The organism is Streptomyces sp. NPDC085481 (assembly GCF_044541845.1).
In the GTDB taxonomy this organism is placed as follows: Bacteria; Actinomycetota; Actinomycetes; order Streptomycetales; family Streptomycetaceae; genus Streptomyces.
Window position 1 is genome coordinate 448,648 of record NZ_JBITTJ010000003.1, and the last position, 17,169, is coordinate 465,816.

At 71.6% G+C, this 17,169-nt stretch carries 12 protein-coding genes; 3 read left to right on the forward strand and 9 right to left on the reverse strand.

Annotated features, from left to right (window positions below; translation table 11 throughout):
* Positions 1 to 39: 39 nt before the first annotated feature.
* From ACIGEZ_RS10845 to ACIGEZ_RS10870, 6 genes are all read right to left on the reverse strand, one after another.
* The gene (locus ACIGEZ_RS10845) at positions 40 to 534 is read right to left on the reverse strand and encodes a hypothetical protein (protein ID WP_399828716.1); all 495 of its coding nucleotides are present in this window, start codon (positions 532 to 534) and stop codon (positions 40 to 42) included.
* The gene (locus ACIGEZ_RS10850; protein ID WP_046909525.1) at positions 531 to 1,556 is read right to left on the reverse strand and encodes a ParA family protein; all 1,026 of its coding nucleotides are present in this window, start codon (positions 1,554 to 1,556) and stop codon (positions 531 to 533) included. Before ACIGEZ_RS10850 ends, ACIGEZ_RS10845 begins: the two co-directional genes overlap by 4 nt.
* A 470-nt stretch (positions 1,557 to 2,026) precedes the next feature.
* Complete coding sequence (ald, locus tag ACIGEZ_RS10855) at positions 2,027 to 3,142, reverse strand: alanine dehydrogenase (protein WP_399828648.1); 1,116 nt, start codon at positions 3,140 to 3,142, stop codon at positions 2,027 to 2,029.
* Between the two features lie 147 nt (positions 3,143 to 3,289).
* The gene (locus ACIGEZ_RS10860; RefSeq protein WP_399828650.1) at positions 3,290 to 5,305 is read right to left on the reverse strand and encodes a tetratricopeptide repeat protein; all 2,016 of its coding nucleotides are present in this window, start codon (positions 5,303 to 5,305) and stop codon (positions 3,290 to 3,292) included.
* A 173-nt stretch (positions 5,306 to 5,478) separates the two neighbouring features.
* On the reverse strand, positions 5,479 to 6,105 hold the full coding sequence (locus ACIGEZ_RS10865; protein WP_399828653.1) for an NUDIX domain-containing protein: 627 nt from the start codon (positions 6,103 to 6,105) through the stop codon (positions 5,479 to 5,481).
* Between the two features lie 91 nt (positions 6,106 to 6,196).
* Positions 6,197 to 7,855: a CTP synthase gene (locus ACIGEZ_RS10870; protein WP_399828655.1), complete on the reverse strand. Its 1,659-nt coding sequence runs from the start codon at positions 7,853 to 7,855 to the stop codon at positions 6,197 to 6,199.
* Positions 7,856 to 8,325: 470 nt separating this feature from the next.
* Between ACIGEZ_RS10870 and ACIGEZ_RS10875 the strand changes: the two genes are divergently transcribed.
* Both ACIGEZ_RS10875 and ACIGEZ_RS10880 read left to right on the forward strand, forming a co-directional pair.
* Positions 8,326 to 10,128, forward strand: a complete 1,803-nt coding sequence (locus ACIGEZ_RS10875; protein WP_399828658.1) for a glycoside hydrolase family 15 protein — start codon at positions 8,326 to 8,328, stop codon at positions 10,126 to 10,128.
* Positions 10,129 to 10,285: 157 nt separating this feature from the next.
* Positions 10,286 to 11,677: an FAD-binding oxidoreductase gene (locus ACIGEZ_RS10880; protein ID WP_399828661.1), complete on the forward strand. Its 1,392-nt coding sequence runs from the start codon at positions 10,286 to 10,288 to the stop codon at positions 11,675 to 11,677.
* Between the two features lie 12 nt (positions 11,678 to 11,689).
* Here the strand turns inward: ACIGEZ_RS10880 and ACIGEZ_RS10885 are convergent, their stop codons facing one another.
* Together ACIGEZ_RS10885 and ACIGEZ_RS10890 are read right to left on the reverse strand one after the other, a co-directional pair.
* Positions 11,690 to 13,324 carry a flavin monoamine oxidase family protein gene (locus tag ACIGEZ_RS10885; protein ID WP_399828664.1) on the reverse strand — a complete coding sequence of 545 codons (1,635 nt, stop codon included), beginning with the start codon at positions 13,322 to 13,324 and terminating at the stop codon, positions 11,690 to 11,692.
* Between the two features lie 25 nt (positions 13,325 to 13,349).
* The gene (locus tag ACIGEZ_RS10890; RefSeq protein ID WP_399828667.1) at positions 13,350 to 14,867 is read right to left on the reverse strand and encodes an APC family permease; all 1,518 of its coding nucleotides are present in this window, start codon (positions 14,865 to 14,867) and stop codon (positions 13,350 to 13,352) included.
* A gap of 161 nt (positions 14,868 to 15,028) precedes the next feature.
* On the opposite strand from ACIGEZ_RS10890, the gene ACIGEZ_RS10895 reads away from it, so the two are divergent.
* Positions 15,029 to 16,651, forward strand: a complete 1,623-nt coding sequence (locus ACIGEZ_RS10895; RefSeq protein WP_399828669.1) for a PucR family transcriptional regulator — start codon at positions 15,029 to 15,031, stop codon at positions 16,649 to 16,651.
* 56 nt (positions 16,652 to 16,707) lie between these two features.
* Here the strand turns inward: ACIGEZ_RS10895 and ACIGEZ_RS10900 are convergent.
* Positions 16,708 to 17,169: IS30 family transposase (locus ACIGEZ_RS10900; RefSeq protein WP_399828671.1), on the reverse strand; the 462-nt coding region annotated here is incomplete at its 5' end.

The window sequence follows — 17,169 nt, forward strand, 5'->3', positions numbered from 1 at the left end:
TCCTGGTGGAGCAAGGGCACGGCAGCCCGCAGCGTACCCTCAGCGGCCGCGCAGGCGGCGGACGAGGATGCTCGCGTCGCCGCGGGACTCCAGGTCCGCCAGGACCACCGCGACCGCCTCGCGGACGATCCGGCCGCGGTCGACCGCGAGGCCGTGCTCGCCGCGCAGCACCAGGCGCGCGTGCTCCAGGTCCATCAGCTCCTCTGCGGAGACGTAGACCGTGATCTTCTCGTCGTGGCGCTCACGCCCGCTCGGGCGCCGGTTGGACGTGCGCCCCCGCCGCCGGGCGGGCGCGGCGGACGGGGCAGCCGCCTTCGCCGCCGGGGCGGGCGCCGGCGCGGGGGCCTCCGGCTCCGTGGCGCGGGCGCGCGGCTCCGCGTCCTCGGAGTCCGCCGGGGCGTGCTCGGCGGAGCCCTCCGCCGCCGCGGTGTCGCTCTCCCCCGCCGGTGCCGGGACGGCCCGGCGCGGCGAGGACGCCTGCAGCGCCATCCCCCCGGTCGTACGGAAGAGTTCGTCGGCGCCGGGCAGACTCACTCGGCGTGACACCGGGCGAGCACCTCCCTGGCGAGCTGACGGTAGGCGGCGGCGCCCACGGAGTTCGAGGCGTACGTGGTGATGGGCTCGCCGGCGACCGTGGTCTCCGGGAAGCGCACGGTACGGCCGATCACCGTGTGGTACACGTGGTCGTCGAAGGCCTCGACGACGCGCGCGAGCACCTCGCGCGAGTGCACCGTCCGCGAGTCGTACATCGTGGCGAGGATGCCGTCGAGCTCCAGGTCGGGGTTGAGCCGCTCCTGGACCTTCTCGATCGTCTCGGTCAGCAGGGCCACACCGCGCAGCGCGAAGAACTCGCATTCCAGCGGCACGATGACCTTGTGAGCCGCCGTCAGGGCGTTGACGGTCAGCAGGCCGAGCGAGGGCTGACAGTCGATCACGATGTAGTCGTAGTCGTTCATCAGCGGCTTGAGGGCACGCTGCAGGGTGGACTCGCGCGCGACCTCGCTGACCAGCTGGACCTCGGCCGCCGACAGGTCGATGTTGCTCGGCAGCAGGTCCATGTTGGGCACGGCGGTCTTGAGCAGCACCTCGTCCGCCGACATGCCCCGCTCCATGAGCAGGTTGTAGACGGTGAGGTCGAGCTCCATCGGGTTCACGCCGAGACCGACCGACAGGGCGCCCTGCGGGTCGAAGTCGACGAGCAGCACCCGTCGTCCGTACTCGGCGAGCGCGGCACCCAGGTTGATGGTCGACGTGGTCTTGCCGACGCCGCCCTTCTGGTTGCACATCGCGATGATCTTCGCGGGACCGTGGTCGGTCAGCGGGCCCGGAATCGGGAAGTACGGCAGGGGCCGTCCGGTGGGGCCGATCCGCTCGCGGCGCTGGCGGGCAGCGTCGGGTGCGAGGGTGGCCGCGTACTCCGGGTCGGGCTCGTACTCGGCGTCGGGGTCGTAGAAGTGCCCCTCGGGCACCTCGTCAAAGGCGGCGAAGTGGGTGGACTCTCGGCCCATCTCGTTGCCGGCCGTGGCGTTCACGTGTAGGCCGTCCGTCATCTTCATCGTATGGGCTGGCGTCATGGGCTGGTGCGTCGCGAAGGTCCGCACCGCGACGGAGCCGATCGGGGCTCCTGGCTCCCCACCCCCGGGAGTAAATGTCGACTCATTCACAAGTCGTCTTACCTCCTTGGATGTGACCAGGAACATTTATCGATAGGTCAGCGTGGCACCATGCCGACGGTTGGCGACTCTATGGCGTGTCACCGCTCCGCAGCAACACAATCCGCCGGACCCGGCCCGATGTGTCGGCAACCGAACACCTCTCTGTCAAGGGTGCGCGGGCAGGGAACCGCACGTTTCAGGGGTGCGCGAAACGGTTAAAGAGTTACGTTCGAGGCGAGTTGACCAGGCGTCGGAACGTGGCCGGACACACATCGGGCCGGACCTCGCTCAGCAAGGTCCGGCCCGGTGTACGGGGTTGACGGCAGGCGTTGACCGACCGTTTCTTCTCCCTGTCTACGGCGATCGGCGGGTCAGCCCAGGAGGGTGCTCAGCTCGACGTGCTCGTAGCCGTGCGCCTCGGCGACCTCCTTGTAAACCACCTTGCCGTCATGGGTGTTGAGACCCTTGGCCAGCGCGGCGTCGCGGCGCAGTGCCTCGGCCCAGCCGTTGTTCGCCAGCGACACGATGTAGGGCAGCGTGGCGTTGGTGAGGGCGTAGGTGGAGGTGTTCGGCACCGCGCCCGGCATGTTGGCGACGCAGTAGAAGACCGAGTTGTGGACCTGGAAGGTCGGCTCGGCGTGGGTGGTCGGGTGGGAGTCCTCGAAGCAGCCGCCCTGGTCGATCGCGATGTCGACAAGGACACTTCCGGGCTTCATCTTGGCGACGAGCTCGTTGGTGACCAGCTTCGGGGCCTTGGCGCCCGGGATGAGGACGGCACCGACGACGAGGTCGGCCTCGATGACGGCCTTCTCCAGCTCGAAGGCGTTGGAGACGATCGTCTTGACCTTCGTGCCGAAGATCTTGTCGGCCTCACGGAGCTTGTTGATGTCGCGGTCGAGCAGGGTCACGTGGAAGCCCAGGCCGATGGCGATCTGCACGGCGTTCCAGCCGGAGACGCCGCCGCCGATGACCACGCACTCGCCGGCGTGGGTGCCGGGCACGCCGCCGGGGAGCACGCCGCGGCCGCCGGCCGAGCGCATCAGGTGGTAGGCGCCGACCTGCGGGGCCAGGCGGCCCGCGACCTCGGACATCGGGGCGAGCAGCGGGAGCGCGCGGTTCGCGGTCTCGACCGTCTCGTACGCGATGGCGGTGGTGCCGGACTCCAGGAGGGCGTCCGTGCACTCCCTGGAGGCGGCGAGGTGCAGGTAGGTGAAGAGGGTCTGGTCCTTGCGGAGACGGTGGTACTCCTCCGCGATGGGCTCCTTGACCTTGAGCAGCAGGTCGGCGGTGGCCCAGACCTCGTCCGCGGTCGGCAGGATCTGCGCGCCGGCGGAGACGTACTCCTCGTCCGTGATCGAGGAGCCCACACCGGCGTTCTGCTCGACGAAGACCTGGTGGCCGTTGCGGACGAGCTCGTGGACACCGGCAGGGGTGATGGCCACGCGGAACTCGTTGTTCTTGACCTCGCGGGGGATGCCGACCTTCATCGTCGATCACGGTCCTTGAATCAGGGGATAACGGGGGTGCACTGCGATACATACCCGGATGCAACGTGGCGCACCGGGACAGACCGCGGTCGAACGCGGCGCACCCAGTCTAATGAAGGAGTTCCCCGTGTCTAGCCTTGCAAAGCATTAATCTTCCACGGAAGCACTACGGATTTCGTAGGCGGAAGACTCGCCTCCAAGGAGCCTTTCGGCCGCGGACCGGTGCAATCGGGCCGCCGCGGGGTCGCCGAGCCGGTCCAGCGTGTCGGCGAGCCTGAGCTGGAGCGCCGCCTGGAGCCGTACGTCCTGGGCGCGCCGGGCCCACTCCACCGCCTCCTCGCAGGTCCGCAGGCATTCCTCGGGCCGGCCCGCGTACTCCTGGACCCGGGCCGCCTCGCTCAACGCCCGCGCGTGGCCCGGGAGATCGTCGAGCCTGCGGTAGCCCGCGGCGGCGGCGCGCCAGTTGCGCAGCGCCTCCCCGTACCGGCCCGCGTAGGTGTGCACCGCGCCGAGCCGGCCGTAGAGCCGGGCCTGGTCGGCGCGCTCGTCCCGGGCCAGGCGCTGGGCGAGCGCCCGCCCGTACCAGTCGCCGGCCCGCTGCCAGTCCCCCAGCTCTTGATACGTGCCACCTACGGATTCCATCGCCCGACCGATCGCGTACGGGTCATTTGCTTCCCTTCCGGCCGCCAAAGCCGACCGATATCGCAGCAGAGCGTCCTCGGCACGGCCGGTCCTGGCGTCGAGATCGGCCAGGTTCAGCAGGGCCGCGGCCCGCTCGCGGTGCAGCCCGCGCCGCTCGGCGACGTCGAGGACGAGCCGGTGCAGTCCGTAGAGGTCGGGGGCGGCGGCCTCGGCGCCCCGGTGCGCGGCCAGCGCCCTGACCAGGGCGGCGATCAGCCGGCGCGCGAGGGTGTCGAGCTCCCCGTCGGCGACGGCGAGCCGGGCCGCGGCGAGCAGCACGGGCCGGCGGCTGTCCAGCCAGGCGGCGGCGGTGGCGGCGTTGGGAAAGCGCAGGGCGCGCGGCAGCCCGGCGAGCTTGCGGCGGGCCGCGGAGCCCTCGGGTTCGGTGACCGCGCGGCTGGACTGCAGCAGCCGCACGGTCCGCTCCAGCATCCGGGCGCGGGCCAGCTGCACCTCGGCGGGCCGGTCGCGCTCCTCCAGTTCCGCGCGCAGCAGGGGTACGAGATGCGCGGGCAGCTCGTACTGCCCGTCCCCGCCCGGGGTCTCCCGTACGAGGCCGAGCGCGGCGAAGTCGGCCAGGGTGGTGTCCGCCGCGGAGACCGAGCAGCCGGCCAGCGCGGAGGCGGTGTGCGCGTCGGCCCGGCCCAGCGGGGCGAGGCACAGGTGCCGCAGTATCCGGGCGGCCGTCGGCGACAGCGATTCGTGGACCAGGGTGAAGGCCCGGCCGACCGGGTCGCCGGTGAGCGCGCGCAGCCGCTTGGCGAGGTCGGCGACCGAGGCCTTGGGACGTGCGGCGAGCCAGCCGCCGGCGAGCACGAGCGCGGCGGGCAGTCCACCGCACTCCTCGGCGAGCGTCTCGGCGGCCTGCGGGTCGACGGTGACGCGGACGGAGCCGGTGAACGCGGTGAGCAGTTCGATGGCCGACTTGGGGTCGAGCCCGCCGACGGTGCAGGGCCGGACGTCGGGGATGCCGGTGAGCGGACCGCGGGAGACGCCGACGACCAGGATGTCGGGGTTGTCGGGGAGCAGCGGGTCGACCTGCTCGGCGTCGACGGCGTCGTCGAGGAGCAGCAGCGCCCTGCGGCCCTCGAAGGCCGCGCGTACCAGGGAGCCGAGTTCGTCGTCGTCGGCGCCGGGCGGCTCGGCGACGCCGAGGGCGGCGAGCAGGTCCTGGGCGGCCCGGCCGGTGGGGACCGGGTCGCCGCCGGGCTCGGTGAGCCGGACCCGGAACACCCCGTCGGGGTAGTCGCCGGCGAGCCGGCCGGCTAGCTCCTCGGCGAGCGCGGTCCGCCCGGATCCGGGCTTTCCAGCGATGAGCAGGACCCGTGCGCGGGGTGCCTTGCGGCCGGTGAGAGTGTCGAGTCCGGTGCGTTCGATGTCGGCGCGCAGGGCCTTCAACTCCCGCTGGCGGCCGTAGAACTGCGAGGCGCCGACCTCCCCCAGACTTCGTCCGGGGGCACCCCCAACCGCCTGATCCGTCACGGGCCACGCTCCCGTCCACCTGCGCACGAGCCGATCCCGCGGGGGTCTCCGCGCGGGCGATCCCGAGCGTAGTTCAGGGCGCGGTGCGGACCCGGCGGAGCGCGGCGGACAAATCCCCCGATCGGATCAGTGGATTGTCCGACCGGCCGCGCCCCGCGTCCCGTACGGCCGTACTACGCCTCGAACGGCCGTGCCGGCCACGGCGCGTCGGCCGGACGCAGCGCCTCGAGGCCGTCGCCGCTGCGCGCGGCCGTCAGCGACAGCACGCCCACGACCAGGCAGTTGTTGTGCAGCTCGCCGGCGAGGACGCCCCGCACCAGTTCGGCGAGCGGGACCCGGGCGTGCTCCATGTCGGCCTCCTCCTCGGAGACCTCGAACCGCTCGCCCTCCGCCTCGGACAGGTCGCGCGCCAGGAAGATGCGGACGGCCTCGTCGCAGCCGCCGGGCGTGGTGTACACGTCCGTGAGGACCCGCCAGTCCTCGGCCTTGACGTGCGCCTCCTCGTACAGCTCGCGCTGCGCCGCGTGCAGCGGGTTCTCGCCGGGCACGTCGAGCAGACCGGCCGGGATCTCCCACAGCTTCTGGCGCACCGGGTGCCGGTACTGCTTGATCAGCAGGACCCGGTCCTGCTCGTCGAGGGCGACGACCGCGACCGATCCGGGGTGGACCTGGAAGTCGCGGCGGTGGACCGAGCCGTCCGGCATGACCACGTCGTCCGTGCGGACACTCGTCTTGTTGCCCGTGAAGGGGGTGGCGGTGGCGACTACCCGCCACTCCTCCGGGGTGTCCTGCACCTGCATCAGCTGTCCTCTCCCACATACGAAAGCCGGGGTACGGCCCCCGGAAGGGGACACGTACCCCGGCAACGTTAACGCCAGAGGGTGACCGGGCTTACTTCGCCCTCTTGCCCGTCTTGCGCTCGACGGCCGCCTTGACCAGGCCCGCGAACAGCGGGTGCGGGCGGGTCGGGCGGGACTTCAGCTCCGGGTGCGCCTGGGTGGCGACCAGGTAGGGGTGGATCTCCTTCGGGTACTCGACGTACTCGACGAGCTTGTTGTCCGGGGAGGTGCCGGAGAAGACCAGACCGGCCTTCTTCTCCAGCTCCGCGCGGTACGCGTTGTTCACCTCGTAGCGGTGACGGTGGCGCTCCTCGACGTACGGCTCGTCGCCGTAGGTCTCGCGCACGACCGAGCCCTCGGCGAGCTTGGCCGGGTAGAGGCCCAGGCGCATCGTTCCGCCCAGGTCGCCGGCGCCCTCGACGTACGCCAGCTGCTCCTCCATCGTCGAGACGACGGGGTGGGCGGTGGCCGGGTCGAACTCGGTGGAGTTGGCCTCGGGGATGTCGGCCAGGTTCCGCGCGGCCTCGATCACGATGCACTGCAGGCCGAGGCAGATGCCGAGCAGCGGCACCTTGTTCTCGCGGGCGTACTGGATGGCGCCGACCTTGCCGCTCACACCGCGGTCGCCGAAGCCGCCGGGGATGAGGATCGCGTCGACGTCGCCAAGCTGCTTCTCGGCGCCGGCCGCGGTCTTGCAGTCGTCGGAGGTGACCCACTTGACCTTGACCCGGGCCTTGTTCGCGAAGCCGCCGGCCCGCATGGCCTCGGTGACCGAGAGGTAGGCGTCGGGCAGGTCGATGTACTTGCCGACGAGCGCGACGGTGACCTCGTGGTCGGGGTTGTGGACGCGGTCCAGGAGGTCCTCCCAGACGGTCCAGTCCACGTCGCGGAAGGGCAGGTCGAGCTTGCGGACGACATAGGCGTCCAGGCCCTCGGAGTGCAGCACCTTCGGGATGTCGTAGATCGACTTGGCGTCGATCGCGGCGACGACCGCGGCCTCGTCGACGTCGCACATCAGCGAGATCTTGCGCTTGATGGCGGTCGGGACCTCGCGGTCGGCGCGCAGCACGATGGCGTCCGGCTGGATACCGATGTTGCGCAGGGCCGCGACCGAGTGCTGGGTCGGCTTGGTCTTCAGCTCGCCGGAGGGGCCGATGTAGGGCAGCAGCGAGATGTGCACGACGAAGACGTTGTCGCGGCCGACCTCGTGACGCACCTGGCGGACGGTCTCCAGGAACGGCAGGGACTCGATGTCGCCGACCGTGCCGCCGACCTCGGTGATGACGACGTCGACGTCGTCGGTCGCCATGCGGCGGATCCGCGACTTGATCTCGTTGGTGATGTGCGGGATGACCTGCACGGTGTCGCCCAGGTACTCGCCACGCCGCTCCTTGGCGATGACCTGCGAGTAGACCTGGCCGGTGGTGACGTTGGCCGAGCCGTCGAGGTCGACGTCGAGGAAGCGCTCGTAGTGGCCGATGTCCAGGTCGGTCTCGGCGCCGTCGTTGGTGACGAAGACCTCGCCGTGCTGGAACGGGTTCATCGTGCCGGGGTCGACGTTGAGGTACGGGTCGAGCTTCTGCATCGTGACCCGCAGGCCCCGGGCCTTGAGGAGCGCACCCAGGCTGGAGGCGGTCAGGCCCTTGCCGAGGGAGGAGGCGACACCCCCGGTGACGAAGATGTGCTTGGTCGTCGTGGTGTTGGGCGGCATCGCCAAGAGGGGGCTCCCGTGGTCGCGTTCTGGAGGTGCGTTCCGGCGTCCCCTCCGGAAGAATCGGGGGGTGCCGTCGCTGCGGTTTCGGGGTCCTCGGCTGTCGCCGTTTCCCACCGGTCCACGGGGTACCAGGGTATCAGCGACAACGGGAGACCGCTTCCGGCCACACGGGGCAGTCGGGTGCACACGGACCGCGACACGCCGGGCCGGGACCGTGGTCTCAGGGCGGTGACACGCCCGCGGTCAAGACCCCTTCACCCGAACGGAGCAGCGCCGTTACAAGATCGGAGCAGCCGGTCACTAGGGTGCGTCGTATCCTGCTCGGACATGCGTTGCCGAGCCGGGACCGGCACCGGCACCACCCCCGCCCGTCACCCGGACCATGAGCTCGTCAACGATCCCTTGACCGCTGACCTGTAGTAAGCGCCCCGCGGGGCGGACGTGGCCGTTCGACTGGAGTGAAGCACGTGGCCGGGCGCATCGAGGATTACGCACTCATCGGAGACATGCAGACTGCCGCTCTGGTCTGCCGGGACGGCAGTGTCGACTGGCTCTGTCTCCCCCGCTTCGACTCGCACGCCGTCTTCGCGGCCTTGCTCGGCACCGAGGAGCACGGCTTCTGGCGGGTCGGCCCCGCCGGGCCCGAGGGCGCCCCGCCGGCGTCCGCCGACCGGCGCCGCTACCGCGGCGACTCGCTCATCCTGGAATCCGAGTGGGACACCCCGCGCGGCACGGTCCGGGTGACCGACTTCATGCCCCCGCGCGACGGCGCCCCGCAGCTCATCCGCGTCGTCGAGGGGATCAGCGGCCGGGTGCCGATGCGCTCCTCGCTGCGCATGCGGTTCAGCTACGGCCGGGTGGTGCCCTGGGTGCACAAGGTCGGCGACCGTACGGTGGCCGTCGCCGGGCCCGACTCGGTGTGGCTGGACACCGACGCCGAGACCCACGGCAGGCACCTCACCACGTACTCCGAGTTCACCGTCACCCCCGGCGACCGGATCACCTTCACGCTGTCCTGGCAGCCCTCGCACAAGGAGCCGCCGCCGCTGCCGGACCCGGAGGGCTCGCTGGAGGCGACCGCCGACTTCTGGCGCGACTGGGTCGAGCACTGCACGTACCACGGCCCCTACCGGGAGGCCGTGATCCGCTCCCTGATCACCCTGAAGGCGCTCACCTACGCGCCGACCGGCGGCATCGTGGCCGCCCCGACCACCTCCCTGCCCGAGGAGATCGGCGGCGTACGCAACTGGGACTACCGCTACACCTGGCTGCGCGACGCGGCGATCACCCTCTCCTCGATGCTGCGCACCGGCTACCGCGAGGAGGCCCGCGCCTGGCGGGACTGGCTGCTGCGCGCGGTCGCCGGCGACCCCGAGAACCTGCAGATCATGTACGGCATCGCCGGCGAGCGCGAGCTCGGCGAGGCGGAGCTCGACTGGCTGCCCGGCTACGAGAACTCCGGCCCGGTCCGGGTCGGCAACGGGGCCGCCAACCAGCTCCAGCTCGACGTGTACGGCGAGGTCACCGAGGCCCTGCACCTGGCGCACATGACGGGCCTGTCCCGCAACGACTACGCCTCGCTGCTCCAGATCAAGCTGATCAACTACCTGGAGAAGAACTGGGACCAGCCCGACGAGGGCATCTGGGAGGTGCGCGGCCCGCGCCGGCACTTCACGCACTCCAAGGTGATGGCCTGGGTGGCCGTCGACCGCACGATCAAGCTGATCGAGTCCGGCGACGCCGACGGCCCGCTGGAGCGCTGGCGCGAGCTGCGCGACGACATCCACCGGGACGTCTGCGAGAAGGGCTACGACAAGGAGCGCAACACCTTCACCCAGTCCTACGGCTCCCAGGAGCTGGACGCCTCTCTGCTGCTGATCCCGCAGATGGGCTTCCTGCCGCCGGACGACAAGCGGGTGATCGGCACGATCGAGGCGATCCAGCGGGAGCTGTCGACGGAGGACGGCTTCGTGCTGCGCTATCCGACCGCCGGCGAGGAGGCGGGCGTGGACGGCCTGGAGGGCGACGAGGGCGCCTTCCTGGCCTGCTCGTTCTGGCTCGCGGACGACCTGGCGATGATCGGCCGGGTCGACGAGGCCCGCAAGCTCTTCGAGAAGCTGCTCTCGCTCCGCAACGACCTGGGACTGCTCGCCGAGGAGTGGGACCCGCGGCTCCAGCGCCAGGTGGGCAACTTCCCGCAGGCCTTCAGCCACGTCCCGCTGATCGACACGGCCCTGCGGCTGACCGCCTCGGGCGCGTACGGGGGCTGAGGCCTCGCTTCGGCGGCGTACGGGGGGCTGAAGCCTCGGCGCGTACGGAGCTGACGGCCCCCGGCGTGTAGGTGCCCGCCCTGCCGAGACGCGGGGGACCGGACCCGGACCTACGATGAAGGTGTCCTGTCCCCCCGTACGAAAGGGGGGCATCCCCATGGCCTCCCCCACCCCCACCGTGACGGACAGCGCCCTCGCCGGTCTGCGCGAGGATCTCGCGGGCCAGGTGTTCACGCCGGGCGATCCCGGCTACGACGAGGCGAGGGTCGTCTTCAACGGGATGATCGACCGGCGTCCCGCCGTCATCGCCCAGTGCGAGACCCCGGAGGACGTCTCCAACGCGGTCCTGTTCGGCCGGGAGACCGGGCTCCCCATCGCGGTGCGCGGCGGTGGGCACAGCGTGGCCGGCTCGGCGCTCAACGACGGCGGGCTCGTGGTGGACCTGCGGCGGATGCACGCGGTGGTCGCCGACCCGGAGAACATGACGGTACGGGTGGCCGGCGGAGCCACGATGAGTCACCTGGACCACGCCTGCCAGCCGTTCCACGTGGCGGTCACCGGCGGCCGGGCGTCCACGACCGGCGTCGGCGGCTTCACCCTGGGCGGCGGATCGGGCTGGCTGGAGCGAAGGTTCGGGCTCGCCTGCGACAGCCTGCTGGCCGCGGAGCTGATCACCGCCGAGGGCAAGCACGTGCACACCGACGCCGAGGAGAACCCGGAGCTGTTCTGGGCGCTGCACGGCGGCGGCGGCAACTTCGGGGTGGTCACCTCGATGACGCTGCGGGTCCATCCCCTCCCGGCGTTCGGCTTCGTGATGCTGCTGTACCCGGCGCCGGCGGGCCCCGAGGTGGTCCGGGCCTACCGCGACCTGCTCGCGGACGCGCCGGACAACGCGGGCGGCGGCGCGATCTACCTCACCGCACCGCCCGAGGAGTTCGTCCCCGAGGAGTTGCGGGGAACGCTGCTCTGCGGCGCCCTGGTGACCTGGGCAGGCCCGGTGGCCGAGGCGCGCGAGTTCGCCGCGCCGCTGTTCACCCTCAAGCCGGCCGTCGAGATGGTCATGGATATGCCGTACGTCGACTTCCAGTGCATGCTCGACGACCCGCCGGGGATGCGGAACTACTGGTCGGCCGAGTACATGACCGCGTTCCCCGACGAGGCCGTCGACGCCTTCTGCGCCCGGTCCGACGACATGATCGTGCCGTCGGGCATGCAGCACGTGATGTTCCCGCTGGGCGGGCAGGTGGCCGCGGGCCCGACCGACTACCCGATCCCGTGGCGGACGGCCCCGTGGGGCGTCCACCCCTTCGCCGTGTGGGAGGACCCGGCCGACGACGCGCGGGCCGTGCAGTGGGTCAAGGACGTACGGGCCGACTCACAACCGTGGTCGACCGGGGCCGTCTACCTCAACTTCACCGGCGACGAGGGACAGCGCCGGGTGGTCGAGGGCTTCGGCACCGACAACTACGAGCGCCTGGCCCGGGTCAAGGCCACGTACGACCCCGACAACACCTTCCGCTTCAACCACAACATCACCCCGGCCGCCTGAGGCACGCGGGCGTCACCCGAGCGCGGCGATCACCTCCTTCGCGGCCCGCTCGCCCTCGGTGGCGCCGCCCTCCATGAAGCCCTGGAAGTCGTAGGAGCAGTGCTCACCGCCGATGTGGACGTTGCCCTGGGCGGTGCCCTCGTATCCGGCGTACCGGTGCAGATAGCCGACGGGCCAGCAGGAGTACGCGCCGAGGGCGTACGGGTTCAGGTGCCACGCGGAGAGCTGGGCGCGGCCCGTGTACGCCGTGGAGGTGCCGGGGAAGAAGGCGTCGATCCCCCTCAGGTAGCGGGCGGCCAGGTCCCGTACGTACGGGTCGGACTCGGTGGAGAACGGTCCGGCCGGGCTGAGGGACCGGGCCAGGGTGCCGCCCCCGTACTGGAGGAGGATGCCGCCGGTGCCGCCCTGGATCTTGGTGGTGTCCCAGGTCTGCTGGACCTCGGTGTCCGTGAAGCAGTCCCCTGCCGAGACCCCGGGCCAGGGGCCGGTGCCGCGCCAGGGGCGGGTGGCGAACTGCATGTTGAGCTTGGTGCAGTAGCCCGTCCGCGCGTCCCGCAGCAGGTTCCTCATCAGCGGGTCGAAGCCGGCCTGAGTGAGGTCGAGCCGCTGGAGGACCGGCAGCGGGACGCACAGGATCGTGTGGTCCGCGGTGACGGTCCGGGTCGCGCCCGCCTCGGTGAAGGTGAGCGTCTGGGTGCCGCCGGCGCCCGCGCGTACGGCGTCGAGGGACCATCCCCTGCGCAGGGTGCCGGGCTTGAGGGCGCCCGCGACGGCGTTCGGGAGCCGGTCGTTGCCGCCGACGACGTGGTAGCGCTCGTTGGACAGGCCCCAGATGTTGAAGTGGCCCGGATTCGTCTGATAGCCCATCAGCAGGACCAGGGCGAGCGAGGACTGTTCGGTGGTGTCGGCGCCGTACTCGACGTTGTAGGCGACGTCGATGAACCGGCCGAGCGGCGAGGAGTGGCCGCCGGGGACCCGGCTCTCGATCCACTCGTACACCGACATCTCGTCGAGCGCGGTGCCGGTGGGGGTGGTCCGGTTCCAGAACACCTCCCCCGCCTGCGACAGGTCGCGGCGCAGCGACTGGTAGACCGCGTTGAAGTCGTCGTCGGCCTGTTCGCGCGGGTAGTAGGCGCCGCCGAACCACAGGACCTCCTCGGCGCCGTTGGGCCCGCCGCCGAGGAAGTCCTCGGTGGCGAGGCCGAAGCGGCGGCAGAGTTCGAGGATCTTCTTGTGGCCGGTGTCGATGAGCTCGCCGCCGATCTCGGAGGTCTGCCCGTACGCCCAGTGCGCGCGCTGGGTCCATATGCGGCCGCCGACGCGGGCGGGGTCGGCCTCGTAGAGGACGGGGTTCAGGCCCGCGTCCTGGAGGGTGAGGGCGGCGGTGAGGCCCGCGATCCCGGCCCCGACGACCGCGATCCTCGCGGTGCCCTTCGCCTTCGGATCGGGGGTGGCCGCTGCGGCGGGGGCGGTGGTACCCGCGCCGACGGCGATCCCGGCGGCGGCCGCGTACCTGAGGAGGGTGCGGCGCCCGAGGGCGTCCTTCCTCATGTCTCTGAGCTCGTCGACGGGGATGCGGAGCCGTCGGGCGTCGGCGTGCTCGGCGGCCAGCTTCTTCAGGAGGTGCATCGGGTTGGTGCGTGCCATGGGGCGCTCCTGGGGGTGAGGGGGTTCAGCTCTGGGGTACGGGGGCCGGCACCTGCTCCGTGCCGTCGTCGGTGCGCTCGGCGGCGTCCTCCAGGACGATCCGGCCGATGATCTCGTAGCGCTCGGGCCGCCGGGCCTTGAGGTAGACGCCGAGGCCGAGGCCGCCGAGGAAGACGGCGCCGACGATCCAGGGGATGGCCTTGAAGAAGAGGGAGCCGGCGGCGAGCCCGGCCGCGGTCTCCATGTTCATGATCAGCAGTACGACGACGGCGGTCATGCCGAGGCCGCCGAGGAGCGGGGCGGTCAGCGTCCTGAACCAGTGCCGGTCCTCGGGGTGGTTCCGGCGGAAGTAGCCGACCACGGCGAAGGAGCACAGCGTCTGCACGATCAGGATCGCCATCGTGCCGAGGATCGCGAGCAGCGTGTAGAGGTGGATGTACGGGTCCTGGCCGGTGAGCCAGAACGCGCCGACGAGGACGACGGCGATCGCGCTCTGCACGAAGGAGGCGAGGTACGGCGAGCCGTGCCGCGGGTGGGTGCGGCCGAGCGCCGGGTGGAGGAAGCCCTCGCGGCCGATGGCGTAGAGATAGCGGGCGGCGCACTGGTGGAAGGCCATGCCGCAGGCGAAGGAGCCGGTGAGCAGCAGCCACTGGAAGGCGTCGACGGCCCAGCCGCCGATGAAGGACTCGGTGGGGGCGAAGAAGAGGTCCAGGGGTGAGGCGGAGGCCGACAGCTGCACCGATCCGGCGAGCCCGTTCCCGGCGATGGTCATCCACGACACGTAGATGTAGAAGAGGCCGACGCCGATGACGGAGATGAGCGTGGCCCGCGGGATGACCCGCTTGGGGTCGCGGGACTCCTCCCCGTACATCGCGGTCGACTCGAAGCCGACCCAGGACCAGAACGCGAAGAACAGGCCGAGGCCGGCCGAGGAGCCGGTGAACGCGTTCCTGGGGTCGACCGGCTCGACGGGGATGCCGTCGGGGCCGCCGCCGGAGATCAGCACGGCGGTGGCGACCGCGAACAGGACGGCGATCTCGGCGATCAGCATCACGCCGAGCGCCTTGGCGGTGAGGTTGATGTCGAAGTACGCGAGGACCGCGGTGATCGCGAGCATCGCGGCCGCGTACACGATCCACGGCAGATCCACACCGAGCTGATCGGCCACCGTCGTCCTGGCGAAATAGGCGAAGACGCCGACGATCGAGGCCTCGAAGACGATGTACGCGAGGACGGCGAGCATCCCGGAGGCCATGCCGGCGATCCGGCCGAGGCCGTGCGAGATGTAGCCGTAGAAGGCGCCGGCGGCGGTGATCCGCTTGGCCATGGCGACATAGCCGACCGAGAAGACGGTCAGGACGACCGTCGCGAAGAGGTACCCGGCGGGGGCGCCGGTGCCGTTGCCGAAGCCGACGGCGATGGGGAGGTTGCCGGTCATCGCGGTGATGGGGGCGGCCGTGGCAACCGCCATGAAGACGACGCCGACGATCCCGACCGAGTTCGGCTTCAGCCGGTGGACCTCTGAGGAGGGGTTCTCTGCCATGGCGCGAGAGCATCCTCCTGAGTGACCTAGGCCACAATCGACATGCGGTCGCACAATTCCCGCCATGGGACGACGAGTTGTCGCCCTCCTGTACGAACTGTCCGGTCGCGTCACGCCGTGGTGATGTCGTCGGATCACGGACGCGGGTAGCGTCCGGCTGCATGGAGAGTCAGGGCGGGATCACCGTGCAGCGGGCCCTCGAACTGCCGGGCCTGCGCAGCGGGCTCCCGGAGGTCGTCGCGGGCGCCGACCGGCTGCACCGTACGGTGCGCTGGGTGCACGCGGGCGAGGTGCCGAACATCGCCTCGCTGCTCAAGGGCGGCGAGCTGCTGCTCACCACAGGGCTCGGGCTCGGCACCCGGCCGGCCGAGCAGCGGGCCTTCGTACGGCAGCTGGCCGAGCGGGGCATCGCGGCGCTCGTGGTCGAGCTCGGGCCGCGCTTCGCCCGGCTGCCGGCCACCATCGTGGAGACCGCCCGTACGGCCGGCCTGCCGCTCGTCCAGCTCCACCGCGAGGTCCCCTTCGTCGCCGTCACGGAGGAGATCCACACCGAGATCGTCAACGGCCACTACGCGATGCTGCGCCAGGCCGAGGACGTCCACCGGCAGTGCACCGAGGCGCTGCTCGGCGGCGGCGGGGTGCCGCAGGTGCTGCGGATCCTGGCCGACTTCTCGCTCAACCCGGTCTTCCTGGAGACCGCCGACGGCCAGCTCCTGTACGCGGCGGGCACCGAGTCGGGCCCCGCGGACCCGCTCCAGGTGTGGGACGGGCTGCGCGGGCAGCGGGCGGCGCGGGAGTCCGGGCCGCCTACGGGCGCGGTCCTCGTCGACGTACCGGGCGGGGGTCCGGGCTCCGCGTCGGTGCGGGCCCGCTTGGTGCTGCTGGCCGTCTCCTCCCCCCTCTCCCCCGTCCACCGCATGGCCGCCGAACGCGCCGCGGGCCTCCTGGCGGTCGTCCTGATGCAGGCCCGGCAGGAGGAGGAGCTGGCCGCGCGCGGCCGCGGCGACTTCCTGACCGACCTCGCCGAGGGCCGGATCACGGCGGAGGACGCGCCGGCCCAGGCCCGCGTCCTCGGCTTCAGACCGGGCGACGGCCCCCTGCTCCCGGTCGTCATGCGCCTCGCCTCGGAACTGTCCCCCTCGGGCAACTGGGCCCTGCTCGCCCGCGCGGTCCTGGAGGAGCTCGCCTCGGTGGGCGTGCCCGTGCTGCTCGGCGTACGCCCGGTCGAGGGCCGCGTCCCGCTCCTGCTGGGCCTGCGCTCGGAGTCGGAGCGCACGGCGGTCGCGGACCGGGTCGCGGCGGCGCTGCGGGCCGGCGTCGAGCGGGCCGGACTGGAGCGGGCGGGGGTCCACCCGCCGGTCGTCGTGGTGGGCGTCGCGGGCGGCTGGGCGGCCGCGTCGGCGGGCCTGCGGCACGCGGCGGAGACGGCGACCGCGGCGCAGGGCCTGTCGGAACTTCCGTGGTACGACGCCCGCCGCCTCGACACCGACCTGCTGCTCTGGCGCCTGCGGGACCACCCGGACCTGGCCGCCTTCGTGGACCGCGCGATCGGCCCCCTGCGCGACCACGACCGCACGTCGCGTCCGCCGCTCCTGCCGACCCTGGAGACCTACCTGGCCCACGCGGGCCGCAAGGCGGAGACGGCCCGCGAACTCCACCTCAACCGCCAGACCCTCTACAACCGCCTGGCCCGCATCTCCGAACTCCTCGGCACGGACCTGGACGACCCCCAGACGGTCCTGGCCCTGTCGCTGGCCCTGAGGGCGAGACGGCACACCACCTAGGGGGCCGCGGCCTGATGGCGGTTTCTAGCGGTCGTTGCAACACACGGTTGTGTTGATCAAGCCGTGAGCAGTTTATGCAGGCGCTCGGCTGGGGTTTCCCAGCCGAGCGTTTTGCGTGGTCGGCCGTTGAGTTCGGCGGCGACGGAGGCCAGGTGCTCTGGGGTGTGGACGGACAGGTCGGTGCCCTTGGGGAAGTACTGCCGCAGCAGGCCGTTGGTGTTCTCGTTCGATCCGCGCTGCCAGGGGCTGGCCGGGTCGCAGAAGTAGACCGGGATGCCGGTGGCGAGGGTGAATGAGCCGTGGGCGGCCATCTCGGAGCCCTGGTCCCAGGTCAGTGATCGTCTGAGGTGGGCGGGCAGGGTCCGGGCCGTGGTGACCAGTGCGTCCCGGACGTTCTCTGCGCCGTGGTCGCCGGGCAGGTGTAGGAGCATGACGTAGCGGGTGGCGCGCTCGACCAGCGTGCCGATGGCCGATCTCCCGTCCTTGCCGATGATGAGGTCGCCCTCCCAGTGGCCGGG

What these genes read in the sequence shown, in the direction of transcription:
- ACIGEZ_RS10880 (WP_399828661.1), top strand. Translation starts at nt 10,286, where the DNA reads ATGGCCTCCCCCACCCCCACCGTGACGGACAGCGCCCTCGCCGGTCTG.
- ACIGEZ_RS10850 (WP_046909525.1), bottom strand. Translation starts at nt 1,556, where the DNA reads ATGAAGATGACGGACGGCCTACACGTGAACGCCACGGCCGGCAACGAG.
- ald (WP_399828648.1), bottom strand. Translation starts at nt 3,142, where the DNA reads ATGAAGGTCGGCATCCCCCGCGAGGTCAAGAACAACGAGTTCCGCGTG.
- ACIGEZ_RS10885 (WP_399828664.1), bottom strand. Translation starts at nt 13,324, where the DNA reads ATGGCACGCACCAACCCGATGCACCTCCTGAAGAAGCTGGCCGCCGAG.
- ACIGEZ_RS10865 (WP_399828653.1), bottom strand. Translation starts at nt 6,105, where the DNA reads ATGCAGGTGCAGGACACCCCGGAGGAGTGGCGGGTAGTCGCCACCGCC.
- ACIGEZ_RS10870 (WP_399828655.1), bottom strand. Translation starts at nt 7,855, where the DNA reads ATGCCGCCCAACACCACGACGACCAAGCACATCTTCGTCACCGGGGGT.
- ACIGEZ_RS10895 (WP_399828669.1), top strand. Translation starts at nt 15,029, where the DNA reads ATGGAGAGTCAGGGCGGGATCACCGTGCAGCGGGCCCTCGAACTGCCG.
- ACIGEZ_RS10890 (WP_399828667.1), bottom strand. Translation starts at nt 14,867, where the DNA reads ATGGCAGAGAACCCCTCCTCAGAGGTCCACCGGCTGAAGCCGAACTCG.